We start from the raw sequence: 14,481 nt of genomic DNA, 5'->3' as shown, positions 1-14,481 counted from the left end.
TAAATGCCGCTGACGAATAAGAAACTGTTTTGATTTTATTATTTAAGAGATTTCCTCAGCACCTTCCGAGCTCGTTTTCATTTTTTTTATCTGTTTTATTATTGATAATACCTATCAATGGTGATTGCATGGTATGATATATACGATAAATCCACTCCATATAATTACCTACAATAAGCGATTGCACAGCTGGATGTTAATAATGACCTTTGCACCGGTTTACTAACAACATTATAATTATTATAAAATTGAAAGCATATACATTTAAATTCTCGCTGCTGTTTCTCCTTCTGTTGGCTTCTCTGTCTGTACATGCGCAGAGGAGAGGAGGGATGATTTCTGGTAGAATCATTTCTACGGAAAAAGAAACGGTGGATTTTGCGACTGTTTATCTGAAAGGGACGAGTTATGGAGGAACCACGAATCAGGAAGGCCTCTATCACATCAAGGCGCCTGCCGGCGACTATACGCTGGTGGTGTCTGCCGTAGGTTATACAAAGGTGGAGAAAAAGGTGAAACTGGTCAATGATGAGCGGATGAAGCTGAACATAACCATCGCTCCCGAAACGCAACAGCTGGACGAGGTGACTATCGTTTCTACCGGAGTAAGCCGGGTGAAGAGGTCGGCATTCAATGCTGTGGCAGTCGATACAAAGGAACTCCAGAACACCACGAAGAATCTGAGCGATGCCTTGACCAAGGCTCCGGGCATGAAACTCCGTGAGTCGGGTGGGGTAGGTTCGGATATGCAGTTGATGCTGGACGGTTTTAGCGGAAAGCACGTCAAGGTGTTCATTGACGGTGTGCCGCAGGAAGGTGTGGGAAGCTCCTTCAGCCTGAACAATATTCCGGTGAGCTTTGCCGACCGTATAGAGGTATATAAGGGTGTAGTTCCCGTGGGCTTCGGTACGGATGCCATTGGCGGTGTCATCAATATTGTTACCAACAAGAAACGCCGGAACTGGTTCCTGGATGCTTCTTATTCTTACGGCTCGTTCAATACCCACCGCTCATACGTTAACTTCGGACAGACTTTCAAGAACGGTTTCAGCTATGAAATCAATGCCTTTCAAAACTACTCGGACAACGATTATCATGTAGATGCGCCGGTAAAGGATTTTGAGACGGGCAGTTTCAACGAAAGTGAGAAGGTGCGCGTGAAGCGTTTCAATGATACTTACCACAACGAAGCCATTGTGGCCAAAGCGGGTATTGTGGACAAAAGTTGGGCAGACCGGCTGATGTTCGGTTTCACCTATTCGCACATGTACAAGGACATACAGACCGGTGTACGCCAGAAGACAGTCTTCGGGGAAAAGCACCGCTTTGGCCATTCACTGATGCCTTCGATGGAATACAGCAAACGCAACCTGATAATCAAGGGGCTGGATATGGTGCTGACAGCCAACTACAATCGCAATGCCACTACGAATGTGGATACTGCCCGCTACGAATACAACTGGCTTGGTGAGAAACATCCGCTGAACAGCCCCGGCGAACAGTCCCGCCAGTATTCCCGTGCCGATAATGACAATTGGAACGGTACATTGACCTTGAATTACCGCATTGCGAGGGTCCACATGCTGACTTTCAATCATGTGTTGAGTGCATTCCAGCGTGATAATACTTCACTGTTGGCGGTGGAAGAACAGACGGATGCCATTGCCAAGCAGACCCGCAAGAATATCTCCGGTTTGTCATACCGCCTGATGCCTTCCGAAAAGTGGAACTTCTCGGCATTCGGCAAATACTACCGCCAGTATGTGGCAGGACCTATGGCCGAGGATGATACCGGTAGTAATTATGTACGCACCAGCCGTACGGTAGACTCTTGGGGATATGGTGCTGCCGGAACCTACTTCATCCTGCCCGGTTTGCAGGCGAAGCTCTCTTATGAAAAAGCTTACCGTCTGCCCACTATCGAAGAGATGTTTGGTGACGAAGATCTGGAGAGTGGAGACATCGGCATCCGTCCCGAGAAAAGTGACAACATCAACTTGAACCTGAGTTATTCCCGGAGTTTTGGAAAACATTCCGTCTACGTGGAAGGCGGTGTGGTATACCGCAATACGAAGGATTATATCCAGCGCAATATCCAGGACTTGAGCGGAGGAAAAGAAGGGGCCACTTATACCAACTACGGCAAGGTGCTGACGAAGGGATACAATGTATCGGCACGCTATGGCTTCGGACGCTGGCTGAGTGTGGGCGGCAACTTCACGCAGATGAATGTGCGTGACAATGAGAAGATGCAAATCGGCAGTACCGGCAACTCTGTGGAAAATCTCGGTTACAAGGCACGCATTCCCAATGTGCCCTATCAGTTTGCTGATTTTGACGTAAACTTCTATTGGCGCGACCTCTGGAAGAAAGGGAATATGCTGTCCGTGACTTACGACAACCAGTACATGCACAGCTTCTCCTACTATTCGCAGGTCATCGGTAGCAAGAACAAGGATTTCATGGTACCCGACCAGTTCTCCCATAACCTGACATTGAGCTATAGTCTGAAGAATGGCCGCTATAATATCTCGTTTGAATGCCGCAACTTCACGAACGAGGATTTGTACGACAATTTCAGTCTTCAGAAAGCCGGGCGTGCGTTCTATGGCAAGGTACGTGTACATTTTGGTGATTAATAAATATAATGGTTTTAATAGGTGTAATTAATAAGAAGAACAAATGAAGAAGAATTATCTTTTGTCCGGCCTCTTGGCAATGGCAATGACCGGAATGGCTTTAATTTCTTGTACAGACACAGACGAACCGGGTTCCGGCTCCGGTTCCGGTTCAAAGGGTAACTATGTGATAGCTGCCACGGCTACAGTTTCAGGTAGCTCCGTTCCTGTCCTGCTGACAGCCGAGTCACTGGAAAGCGGTGAAATTACTGCTGCCGGCAATGGCCTTGTGAACGATGGGGCTACTTACTGGGTGTTCTACGGAAACAAATATCTGTATGCCTTGAATTATCACCAGGGAAATGCAGGCACTACCCAGTCGTTCATTATGAATACAAACGGTGAACTGGAAAAACGTAGCCAGGAGTATAACGTCAATCGTTTCACTACCTACGGCTATTATGACCAATTTATAATGACGACTTCTACCGGCGACGGCCCTACGGAACTGAATGATGCAAATGGATATACTCCCCAATCTTTTTTGATTTCCTATCTGGATGTCGAGAAACAGACTTATACAAAGAACTCGGTAACAAAGGATACTCCATTTCTTGCCGAAAATTTCCTTGAAAATGGTGAATACGTAACACTGGCCGGTATAGAACAAGTGGGCAGTAAGGTTTATGCAGCAGCCATTCCCATGGGGCTTAGCCAGTATGGTTGCATGCAGAAGAATGAAGACGGTAGTTACAAGTGGGTGCTTTCCGGTAATGAGGATTTAATAAAGACAGAATCCGGCGGGCAGGGTAGCGGTGCCTATGAGAAGGACGAATTGCAATGGACCCAGTATCCTAATGAATGCCATATCGCTATCTTTGGTGATCAGACACTGAATTCTCATAAGGTCATCACTACAGACAAAATCAGTTATGCTGCCGGACGCATGAAGTCACAGTACTACCAGATGAACTGGCTTGCCGACGACGGCTATGTATATGTATTTTCTCCGAGCTATGCCAAGACCATGAGTGATTCGCGTCAGCAGACTACATTGCCTGCTGGAGTTGTACGCATCGATACCAAAGCAGAGGAATTTGATGCCGCCTATTACTATAATCTTGAAGAGAAAGCCAATGGCGCCTCTTTCTTGCGCACTTGGTATATTTCAGGTAATTATTTCCTGTTGCTGATGTATGATAAGGCAATTACGGCATCAGACAAGGTTGCCAACCAACTTGCCGTCTTCAATGCCTCCACCGGAGCTTTGACTTATGTGAACGGCCTTCCAAGCGATGTCTCCGGCTTTGGTAATACCCCGTACATGGAAAATGGCAACGCATATGTGGCAGTCACTACCTCTTCCGGCTATCCTGCCATCTATAAGGTAGACCCTGCCAATGCAACAGCTACCAAGGGTCTGGTTGTCAATGCAACCCAACTGAACGGTGTAGGTAAACTGGAATAAAGCTCCTATGAAGAAAGTTTTTCGTAAAATACATTTATGGCTTTCAGTCCCCTTCGGGCTACTGATTACCCTTATCTGTTTTTCCGGAGCCATGCTGGTATTCGAGACGGAGGTGATGGAGCTCTGCCGCCGCGACCTCTACTATGTGGAGAAAGTCGGGCCGGCATCGCTTCCCATGGGCAAGGTGGCCGAAAAAGTGGCCGCTACTCTGCCGGATAGTGTTTTTGTGACGGGTGTCACAGCCTCGTCTGCTCCGGAGCGTGCCTGGCAGGTGAACCTTTCCAAACCTCGTCGTGCTTCCGTCTATGTAGACCAGTATACGGGTGAGATAAAGGGCAAGTATGAACGTGCGCCGTTTTTCACGACCATGTTCCGCCTGCATCGCTGGTTGCTGGACAGCATGAAGCCCGATGGAGGCATCTTCTGGGGAAAAATGATTGTGGGCACTGCCACGCTGATGTTTGTCTTTGTCCTGATATCGGGCATTGTCATCTGGTGGCCCCGTACAAAAAAGGCTTTGAAGAACAGTTTGAAGATTGTTTCCGGTAAGGGTTGGTGTCGGTTCTGCTATGACCTGCATGTGGCAGGCGGTATGTACACGCTGGTTCTTCTGTTGGTAATGGCGCTTACGGGACTGTCATGGTCTTTCTCCTGGTACCGCACCGGCTTCTACAAAGTTTTCGGAGTGGAAACCACGCAAGGGGGTGGAGGACATGGTGCTTCGGCACAAACTGCTGCCCAGGGAGGAGAACGGGCTCAAGGCCGGTCTGGTGGCAGACCAGGAGGTGAGCATCGTGAAAGAAATTCTTTCTCTCCTTTTACAAGCTGGCAGAAGGTTTACGAAGAACTGAAGGAACTCAATCCTGATTATAAACAGATTACCGTGTCCAAAGGCTCTGCTACGGTTTCTTTCAATCGGTTGGGCAACCAGCGTGCTGCCGACCGCTATACGTTCAATCCCCGTAGCGGTGAAATCACCGGGGCTACCTTATATAAGGATGCCGACGCTTCAGGAAAAATCCGTGGCTGGATATTCTCCGTTCATGTAGGCAGTTGGGGAGGGCTGACCACCCGTATATTGAGTTTTCTTGCCGCTTTGGTAGGGGCCAGCTTGCCGCTGACGGGCTATTATCTTTGGATTCGCAGATTGGTTCGGAAAGGCAGTAGGAAAGCGAACATGCAATTAAAGAAAGTTGCTTAGAAAAAGCAGGCAATTTTATAAAAGGATGAAGATGTCCGCAAGATGCGCAGGCGTGCGTGTTTTGTGGGCGTTTTTTTATAAATACTTTTGGGCGGAGATTTCATTTATCCGCATTTCCTTCTCTTCTATCCGGATGCATCCTTCGCTTGCCAGCTCCGATAAGGCACGTGCTAGCGAGGGACGAGCCACTCCCAGTATTTGTGCCACTTCCTGCTGGTTGAGTATCGTGCCATGCATGCGTAGATAGTTCAGTATGCGCGATTTTAGGCTTTGCAGGGCAAAGGCATTCAGCTTTTTGGAGAGAAACAGAGTTCTGTCCGATACCAGTTGCAGAAAGTTGCGCATCACAGTGGGGTGTCGATGCAGGAATTCCAGGAAGACATTCTTGTTTATGATGAGTATCTCACATTTCTCTTTTGCTTCGATATTTACCGGGAAGCGGTTTTCGGAGGCAAAGACAAAAGCCGGGGCAAGTAGTTGCGGGGCTTTCAGCGTTTCTATGGTGAGTTGCTTTCCCTCTGCACTGACCATTTGGGTACGCACACTGCCGCAGCACAATATGAATAGAGAACGGTATGCTTCTCCCTGCATGGCAATAAAGTCAGCAGGTTTGTATTGCCTGCGTGCATGTTCGGGTGCCAGGATGAGGGATAATAATTCTTCTTCTGTTATGCCTTGAAAAGGAGGCATTTTCAATAATGTATGGATTTCCATTCTCTTTTTTACTTTTTTTGTGATTCGATGTAACATTCGTGACAGTTTTCGCGTTGTAGAACTCTCATCTTTGCACAAAGATAATGCAAACCGAAAGTAATAGAAAATAAGCTTGCTTATTTTTATTGCTGAGGTGCCGCTTATCTTATGGAAAGATGATGTAAACTTTTAAATGAATAAGAATATGGAACCGAACATGTTTTGTTATCAATGTCAGGAGACAGCCAAAGGAACCGGCTGTATACTGAAAGGTGTATGTGGAAAAGAAAGTCATACGGCTCAAGCTATGGACTTGTTGCTGTTTGTGGTTAGAGGTGTCTCTGTCGTTGCCGATGTTTTGCGCAAGGCAGATTGTCCGGTCTCCGAAGAAGTGAATATCTTTGTGACGGATGCTCTGTTCTGCACTATTACGAATGCAAATTTCGATGATGAAAGCATTTTGAAGCGGGTAGATAAAGGAATCACCATGCGTAATGGATTGATTCAAGAGGCCAAGCATAACAAAGTGCTCTTACCCAAAGTAGATGAACTGACTTGGCAGGGAACGCGTGATGACTATGCCGGAAAAGCGAAGACAGTAGGTGTTCTGCGTGAACAGAATGAAGACCTCCGCTCGTTGAAAGAATTGCTTGTCTATGGCTTGAAAGGTATGGCTGCCTATCTGGAGCATGCCATGCGTCTGGGATTCAATGATGATACGGTTCATGTTTTCATGCAACGCGCACTGGCTACCATTGCAGTTGAGTCTCTATCGGCAGAGGAGTGGGTGAAGCTGGTTCTCGAAGCTGGTGAGTTTGGAGTAAAGACAATGGCTCTATTGGATGCAGCCAATACTGGTACTTACGGTAATCCTGAAATTACAAAGGTGAATATCGGTGTGAAGAACCGTCCGGGAATTTTGATTAGCGGCCATGACTTGAAGGATATGGAAGAATTATTGAAACAGACTGAAGGCACAGGAATAGATGTCTATACACATGGTGAAATGTTACCTGCTCACTATTACCCGGCTTTCAAGAAATATTCCCATTTTGTAGGCAATTATGGCAATGCCTGGTGGAAACAGCGCGAAGAATTCACTTCCTTCAACGGACCGATTCTGTTTACCACCAATTGCATCGTTCCTCCTCTGGCAAATGCTGTGTATAAAGAACGTATGTTTACCACCAACTCTACCGGCTATCCGGGTTGCAAGTACATTGATAAGGATGCTGAAGGTAGGAAAGACTTTTCTGAAATCATAGAGATTGCCAAACAATGCCAGCCTCCGGTGGAGATAGAGCATGGAGAAATTATCGGCGGTTTTGCCCATAACCAGGTGCTGCAACTGGCAGACAAGGTGGTAGATGCCGTGAAGACCGGGGCCATACGCCGCTTTATCGTAATGGCAGGTTGTGACGGACGTATGAAGAGCCGTGACTACTACACGGAATTTGCTAAAGCCTTGCCGCAAGATACCGTTATCCTGACCGCAGGTTGTGCCAAATACCGCTATAATAAACTTGGTTTGGGAGACATCAACGGCATTCCCCGTGTATTGGATGCCGGGCAGTGCAATGACAGCTATTCACTGGCGGTAATAGCCATGAAGCTGAAAGAAGTATTCCAGCTGAACGACATTAATGAACTTCCCATAGTCTACAACATAGCGTGGTACGAACAGAAAGCAGTTATTGTATTATTGGCATTATTGAGCCTCGGTGTGAAGGATATTCACTTAGGACCTACATTGCCCGCTTTCCTTTCTCCAAATGTCGTCAAGGTACTGGTTGATATGTTCCATATTGCAGGTATTGGTAGTGTGGAAGATGATTTGAAGAAATTCGGATTGTAAATAAGATGATGGGGTGATATCCTGCTATCACCCCATCATCTTATCCTCTTATCACATTATTTATCGCTTCCTCCGTTCCGCAGAACGGCCCGTGCGATTGTAGCTTTATGGTACACATGGCGGCGGCAAAGCATCCGGCTTCTCGATAAGACGCGCCTTTGTCGCGCATATACAGATATCCTACCATATAGGTGTCTCCGCATCCCGTTGCATCTGTAATCTGCAGGGCAGGGTAGGCGGGTATTTCGTGGAATTCTCCTTGGGCATAAATCAGCGAACCTTTATCTCCCAGGGTCAGCAGCACTTCCTTCACGCCCCAGTCTGCAATCAGCAATGCAGCTTCGTGCGGTTCACTGCATCCGGTCAGCACTTCCATTTCAGCTTCGTTGGCTTTCAGGATATGGATATACTTCAATGCTTCTTTCTTTTCCGGCCAGTCTACGGCCAGCACCTTTTCATTCTCCACCTTGCGGAGAAATCCTTGCACGTCTACCGAGAGGAGTCCCTTGCCGGACAAGAACTTGATGACCTCCAAAGAGAAGTCGTCGGCAAGCAGACTGCCCAAGTGGATAATCCGTGCATCGGTATCTTTCAAACCTTCCACGGTGAAAGGGTCTGCTTTTGCCGTGACACGTTGTGTACGTTCGTTTTGATTTTCTCCATAAATATTCTCGAAACAGACGGAATGTGTGCTGTGCAAGGCTTTGACGGAAATACCTTCTTTCCGAATGTCTTCCACAATGCCCATGTCAGTATCAGCCAAAGCTGTTACCAATAGAAAATCGTTAGCATTCAAGTGCTTGATGGCATGTGCGAAGTAGAAGGAGGTGCCTCCCGGCATATATATGGTATTTTTAGGGGTTACGACTTTATCTTGGGTAATATAACCGATGCAACATAGACTGTGTGTGTTCATTTCTTTGTTGGCTTTTTATTTCTTTATTGTATTGATTCCGTAAATTGGGCGCGAAGATAGTGATTTAATAACAATTCGACTATATTTGCAGCTGTAAATGTAGCTTCATTGAATATGAATTCATTAAAAACGAAAAGAGTACGTATGATAGTTGGCATTATAGTGGGTATTTGGCTGTTGCGGTCATAGCGGGATTCGTTTTTGTCAATCAGCCGAGTTTCGGGAGGGCTCCTCAAGGAGAACGGTTGGAGAGGATAAAGAAGTCGCCTCATTACAAAGACGGAGAATTCCGGAATCTGCACAGTACGGTGATGATGACTTCCCAAAAGGGACGTTTGGGAGCTTTCTGGGGATTCTTATTTAAGAAAGAAACCGATTTGCGTCCTGAAACGGAGATTCCGGTTATAAAGACGGACCTCAGCAAGATAAGCAAGGACGAGAATGTATTGGTATGGTTCGGACATTCATCCTATTTTATCCAGGTAGACGGAAAGTGTATACTGGTAGACCCCGTATTTTGTGTGGCTTCTCTGGTTTCGTTTGTAAACAAGCCGTTCAAAGGGGCGGATGCCTACAAGCCTGCCGATATGCCGGAGATTGACTATCTGGTGATATCACATGACCATTGGGACCATCTGGATTATGAGACGGTGATGCAGCTGAAAAACCGGGTAGGCAAGGTGGTCTGTCCTTTGGGGGTAGGCGAACATTTCGAGTATTGGGGATTTGACAAATCATCCCTGGTTGAGCTAGATTGGTTTGAAGATACTGTACTGGATAAGGGATTTCTGCTTCATTGCTTGCCCGCCCGGCATTTTTCGGGCCGCTCGTTGAAGGCAAATCAGGCATTATGGGCTTCTTTCCTTATCGAAACCCCTTCGCAGAAGATTTATATGGGTGGTGATAGCGGATATGACACGCATTTTGCCGAAATAGGCAAGCAATATCCTGGCATTGACCTTGCCATATTGGAGAATGGGCAGTATAACGAAGATTGGAAATATATCCATACCATGCCCCAATATTTGGGGCAAGCGGCCAGGGACTTGAATGCGGAAAAGATTCTGACTGTTCATCATTCCAAATATGCTTTGGCTAGACACCGCTGGGACGAACCGCTGAAGAATGCCATGAATCTGAAAGAGAAAGACTCATTGAACGTGTTGATGCCTATTATAGGGGAAGTGGTCCGGTTAAAATAATGAGTGATATTGATTATAATACACCTGGCAACACGGCTATTGACGAGTTATTAACGGAAATATATATCCCTATCGAAAATAAAAGTAAGATAATATGTTAGAATTACCCGAAGTTATCACCTTGAGCAAACAAGTGAACAACGCCTTGAGCGGTAAAACAATCACGCAGGTATTTAATGCCACCAAACCGCATAAGTTTACGTTCTATAACGGTGAACCGTCGGAGTATGGTAAACTGCTCGTAGGTAAAACCATCCTTTCATCCGAAGGATATGGCATGTTTGTCAATTTCAATCTTTCGGATAATGTGATCATGAACATAGGCGACGGAGTCAGTGTCCGTTATTATAGTGCGGGAGATGAGATTCCTGCCAATTACCAGTTGTTGCTGACGTTTAATGATGATTCATTCCTTGTCTTCACGGTTGCAATGTATGGTTTTATCAATGTTTATCCTGATAGCTATATCGACAATAAGTACTATAAATTGAGTCGGGAAAGCATTTCGCCGTTGAGCGATAAATACACCGAAGCGGAATTTGAGAAACTCGTTGCCGAAGCAAAGAAGACCCTCTCTGCTAAAGCTCTATTGGCAACCAATCAGCATATTCCCGGTGTCGGTAATGGCGTAACGCAGGATATTCTGTTCAATGCACGGATAAATCCCAAACAGAAAGTGCTACTTCTGTCGGATAATCAGAAAGAAGTTCTTTTTAATGCTCTAAAAAAAACATTGGTGGATATGACTTCCGAGGGCGGACGCGATACGCAAACAGATCTTTATGGCAACGCCGGAGGTTACAAAACCATTCTTTCTGCCAAAACATGGAAGAATCCTTGTCTCCGTTGTGGCAGTACCATCATAAAAGAGGCTTATATGGGTGGTTCGGTATATTATTGCCCGACGTGTCAACAGATAAAAGAATAAATGTCCACATTCTGTTAGCTCCCTTTATGTACGATGCAAGGAATTAATATTCTGTATAACAGTTTATTAATTCCTTGTATCGCATTCTGTTAATATCGTGTCTACACGATATTCGTATCCTGCGAACACGATATGAATATCTTCTTTTCTTTATACTTTGTACGGACAAAAGGGGTATTTTATAAAGCCCGCCCTTTGTAAACGTTTGACTGGGACAATGGAACCAGGACTCCGTTCAGCGTCAGGGTATTCGAATTGAAGTTCGGGCTGATTCTTGCCGATGCATTATTGCCGCCGTTGGTCAGTGTGATATACACTTGTGCGGATATTCCGATGCCTTGTACGCTGAAGCTGCAATTCACGTTTCCCTTTTTGTCGGTCGTGATTTTCATTTCCTTTCTGCTGCCGTCCACTGTGATGCTGCCTATTCCGTTGGGGCCTGCAAGGGCATTGTTGGCAGCTATTTGTACGGATGCGTGTTCACCGTCCATCAGAACGAAGTTTGTTGTCGATGAAACAAATGCGCTCCGTCCTCTCTTGAACACCAGCTGGTCTGCTTCCAATACAAACTTGCCCTCTTTCAATGCCTGGACGGCAATGGCATAGTTCCTTTCATTTTCCGCTTTTTCGCGTGCTTTCTGGGCTTCGCGTTGGGCTTTACGCTCTGCTTGGCGTGTTTCGCTGCTACTCTGTGCATACATCAGGGTCGATGCACTTACCAACACCAGTGTGATTAATGTAATGATTCGTTTCATAATTGTTCTTTGTTATTTAGTTAAGACCTTCTGGTTAATTAACAAATGAAAAACCAAAAAGATGCAGCTTGAATCTTAAATAAGCGTAAGACTTAACACTTCTTGGGTTTTGTTGGAAGTTTGTATTAAATTTCTTCCAAGGCATAATACTGGTAGTCCCGGAGAATGGTTTGAAGAAAGTTTTCCGGGTTACCGTCATGAGGAGTGATGGAGAGAAGTACCTGCACTTTTTTCGCAAGGGAGGCAATGTGTCGTGTACGGTCTTTCTTACCCGATTGCAGGGTCCGAGTAATGACGTTGATTTGCTCCAATGACAAGTCGGAAGCTTGTGGATAGGTAGGCCGGTAGTCTTTGGTCAGGTAGTCGAACTCATCGAGGCTGACGTGTATCTTGCGGTAATTCTTTTCCTTGATTACCATGGTGCCGGCAGCAAGGTCGCCCATTCGCTGGCTGTTTTTGGTCAAAAGGACGACCAGAAGTCCCAGGCCACCGGTCACCGGTCCGTCGATAGGAAAGAGAAGCCATCGGAGCAGGTACGAGCCTATACCGGGCGTGGAACCGTCTGCTTTTACGACACGGATGTTCATCAGCCGCTTGCCGAGACTTTGTCCCTGGTTGAACATTTCGCAGAGAAATGCGTAAAACAAGACCGGCAGGTAGACGATAGCGAGGAAGAAAAGCATCGTGAAATCAGAGGGCAGATGAATCCGTGAAAACAAGGCCAAAGTAGAAAATACATAGAATCCGAGCAGAATATAGTCTATGACCAGTGCAATGAGCCGTTCACCGATACTGGCAGGCGTTTGACTGATGCGGACAAACTGCCCGGTGATAATTGTAGATTCTGCCATTCCTGATAAAACATTTTTAGTATTTCATTGCAAATATATCATTATTCTCTTATTTTTGTTACCGATTTCAGACAAAACTTCTCTGAAATATTCATGGGGTATGAAAGAAGTGACGTTTATCCGGCGGAACATCGAAAAATGGAAACAAGCAGAAAAAATAGTGGAGCAGGCGGACAGTCTGTCTCCCGATGAGCTTGCCGACGCATATACGGAGCTTACGGCAGACCTGGCTTTTGCCCAAACGCATTTCCCCGCTTCCCGCATCACTATCTATCTGAACAATCTTGCCTCGGCATTGCACAACCGCATTTATAGAAACAAGCGCGAGAAATGGTCAAGAATTATCACCTACTGGACCCGTGAAGTGCCTTCGGCCATGCACGATGCACGCCGTGAGTTAGTGGCTTCCTTCATTATATTTGTGGTCAGCGCATTGATAGGAGTGGTATCTGCTGCCGGAGACCCCGATTTTGTGCGTTTGATTTTAGGAAACTCTTATGTGGATATGACTTTGAACAATATCGCTAATGGTGAATCCATGGCTGTATATAACGGTTCCTCCGAGTTCCCCATGTTTCTGAGTATCACGCTGAACAATATCATGGTCTCCTTCAACTGCTTTGCCATGGGGCTGCTGACCAGTTTTGGCACCGGATACATGCTCCTTAACAATGGCATCATGATAGGGGCTTTCCAAACCTTCTTTTATCAGCACGACTTGCTTTGGGAGTCCTCCCTTGCCATTTGGCTGCACGGGACACTCGAAATCTGGGCGATTATTGTAGCCGGTGCCGCCGGTCTTGCCCTGGGCAACGGATGGCTCTTTCCCGGAACCTATTCAAGGCTGGAATCTTTCAAACGGGGAGCCAAAAAAGGACTGAAAATAGTGGTGGGTACGGTACCCGTATTCATCATGGCAGGATTTATAGAAGGATTTGTTACCCGTCATACTGAACTTTCGGATGCTTTGAGGTTCGGCTTTATTCTACTTTCTTTGTCGTTTATCTTTTTTTATTATATTTATTTACCTAACAGAAAGAAGCATGGAAGCACAGAAACCTAAAATCGCACTGTATGTACAACGTTCTTTTGGAGAGAAACTAACTGCTACCTTTGATTTTATCAAAGAGAACTGGAAGCCGTTGATGAAATTCACTACATATCTGATGTTGCCGCTTTGCCTGCTTCAGGGGCTGAGCCTGAACGGGCTGATGAGCGGTACAATGGTTTTGGGTGATATGACCGGAGGCTCGTTCGACTCTTCTGTTGTCGGAGCGTCCATCATGGCGCTGGTGACTTATTACAGTCTGTATGCCGTTCTATATCTGCTGGGAACTGTCATGCTGACCTCTTTGGTCTACGCATTGGTCCGTACTTACAATGAACGGGAAGAACGCTTGGAGGGAGTGACGTTAGGGATGCTGAAGCCCTTGTTGTTCCGTAATGTCAGAAGGGTATTTCTGATAATGATTGTCAGTGTGCTTTTGGTGCTGTTTGTAGGGCTTATTGTTGGTTTTATAGCCACCATCATTCCGTTTATAGCGCTTGCGTTCTTGTTCGTTCTGCTCGTTGTGGTGGTGTCTGTGCCACTGGCTATTTGGGCTCCAGTCTATCTGTTCGAAGATATCTATATCATAGATGCCTTGAAGAAGGCCTACCGACTGGGTTTCGCTACCTGGGGAGGTATCGTACTGATTTCCATTGTTATGGGATTCATCGCCGCCATCTTGCAGGGAGTGACGATGATTCCATGGTATATCGGGACCATTGTGAAATATATCTTTGCAATGACTGATGCAGGTGGCGGTGCCACTGTATCGGCAGCCTATAGCTTTGTGCTTTATCTGCTGGCGGTGGTCCAGGCATTCGGCGTTTATATGTCCATGATTTTCTCATTGCTGGGACTGGCTTATCAATACGGTCATGCTTCGGAAAAGATAGATTATGTGATGGTGGAGAGTGATATTGACAATTTTGATAAACTCTGATAACGG

General features: G+C 46.1%; 11 protein-coding genes and 1 pseudogene. 8 read left to right on the top strand and 4 right to left on the bottom strand.

The window, feature by feature from the left end; genetic code table 11:
- Positions 1 to 332 precede the first annotated feature (332 nt).
- From EYA81_RS02070 to EYA81_RS02060, 3 genes are read left to right on the top strand one after another with little or no spacing between them, the layout of a single operon-like run.
- Complete coding sequence (locus tag EYA81_RS02070; protein WP_242672421.1) at positions 333 to 2,639, top strand: TonB-dependent receptor; 2,307 nt, start codon at positions 333 to 335, stop codon at positions 2,637 to 2,639.
- A 43-nt stretch (positions 2,640 to 2,682) separates the two neighbouring features.
- Positions 2,683 to 4,086, top strand: coding sequence for a DUF4374 domain-containing protein (locus EYA81_RS02065; protein ID WP_119962075.1), 1,404 nt, complete (start codon positions 2,683 to 2,685; stop codon positions 4,084 to 4,086).
- A 7-nt stretch (positions 4,087 to 4,093) separates the two neighbouring features.
- Entirely contained in the window at positions 4,094 to 5,287 is a 1,194-nt protein-coding gene (locus tag EYA81_RS02060) for a PepSY domain-containing protein (protein WP_117600343.1), read from the top strand.
- Positions 5,288 to 5,362: 75 nt separating this feature from the next.
- On the opposite strand, the gene EYA81_RS02055 is transcribed toward EYA81_RS02060, so the two are convergent.
- Positions 5,363 to 6,001 carry a Crp/Fnr family transcriptional regulator gene (locus tag EYA81_RS02055; protein WP_117600342.1) on the bottom strand — a complete coding sequence of 213 codons (639 nt, stop codon included), beginning with the start codon at positions 5,999 to 6,001 and terminating at the stop codon, positions 5,363 to 5,365.
- A gap of 184 nt (positions 6,002 to 6,185) precedes the next feature.
- Here EYA81_RS02055 and hcp point away from each other — a divergent pair, with 184 nt between their 5' ends.
- A complete protein-coding gene (gene hcp / locus EYA81_RS02050) occupies positions 6,186 to 7,835 on the top strand; it encodes a hydroxylamine reductase (RefSeq protein ID WP_117600414.1) in 1,650 nt (549 codons plus the stop codon).
- 40 nt (positions 7,836 to 7,875) lie between these two features.
- Here hcp and EYA81_RS02045 read toward each other — a convergent pair whose 3' ends face one another.
- The gene (locus EYA81_RS02045) at positions 7,876 to 8,751 is read right to left on the bottom strand and encodes a PfkB family carbohydrate kinase (RefSeq protein WP_061412187.1); all 876 of its coding nucleotides are present in this window, start codon (positions 8,749 to 8,751) and stop codon (positions 7,876 to 7,878) included.
- 114 nt (positions 8,752 to 8,865) lie between these two features.
- Here EYA81_RS02045 and EYA81_RS02040 point away from each other — a divergent pair.
- Together EYA81_RS02040 and EYA81_RS02035 are read left to right on the top strand one after the other, a co-directional pair.
- A pseudogene (locus EYA81_RS02040) lies at positions 8,866 to 9,953 on the top strand (MBL fold metallo-hydrolase).
- Between the two features lie 94 nt (positions 9,954 to 10,047).
- A complete protein-coding gene (locus tag EYA81_RS02035) occupies positions 10,048 to 10,881 on the top strand; it encodes a DNA-formamidopyrimidine glycosylase family protein (protein ID WP_131225308.1) in 834 nt (277 codons plus the stop codon).
- 179 nt (positions 10,882 to 11,060) lie between these two features.
- Here EYA81_RS02035 and EYA81_RS02030 read toward each other — a convergent pair whose 3' ends face one another.
- Positions 11,061 to 11,636, bottom strand: a complete 576-nt coding sequence (locus EYA81_RS02030) for a DUF4251 domain-containing protein (RefSeq protein WP_131225307.1) — start codon at positions 11,634 to 11,636, stop codon at positions 11,061 to 11,063.
- A gap of 125 nt (positions 11,637 to 11,761) precedes the next feature.
- Positions 11,762 to 12,487 (bottom strand): RDD family protein, encoded by a 726-nt coding sequence (locus EYA81_RS02025; RefSeq protein ID WP_117600340.1) that lies wholly within the window; start codon positions 12,485 to 12,487, stop codon positions 11,762 to 11,764.
- A 100-nt stretch (positions 12,488 to 12,587) separates the two neighbouring features.
- On the opposite strand from EYA81_RS02025, the gene EYA81_RS02020 reads away from it, so the two are divergent.
- Complete coding sequence (locus EYA81_RS02020; protein WP_131225306.1) at positions 12,588 to 13,550, top strand: stage II sporulation protein M; 963 nt, start codon at positions 12,588 to 12,590, stop codon at positions 13,548 to 13,550.
- Entirely contained in the window at positions 13,531 to 14,475 is a 945-nt protein-coding gene (locus EYA81_RS02015; RefSeq protein ID WP_117600338.1) for a hypothetical protein, read from the top strand. The genes EYA81_RS02020 and EYA81_RS02015 overlap by 20 nt, the downstream gene beginning before the upstream one ends.
- Positions 14,476 to 14,481: the final 6 nt, after the last annotated feature.

The sequence above is a fragment of the Bacteroides sp. A1C1 genome (assembly GCF_004328515.1).
Lineage (GTDB): Bacteria > Bacteroidota > Bacteroidia > Bacteroidales > Bacteroidaceae > Bacteroides > Bacteroides uniformis.
This window is presented reverse-complemented; position numbering and strand designations above follow the sequence as displayed.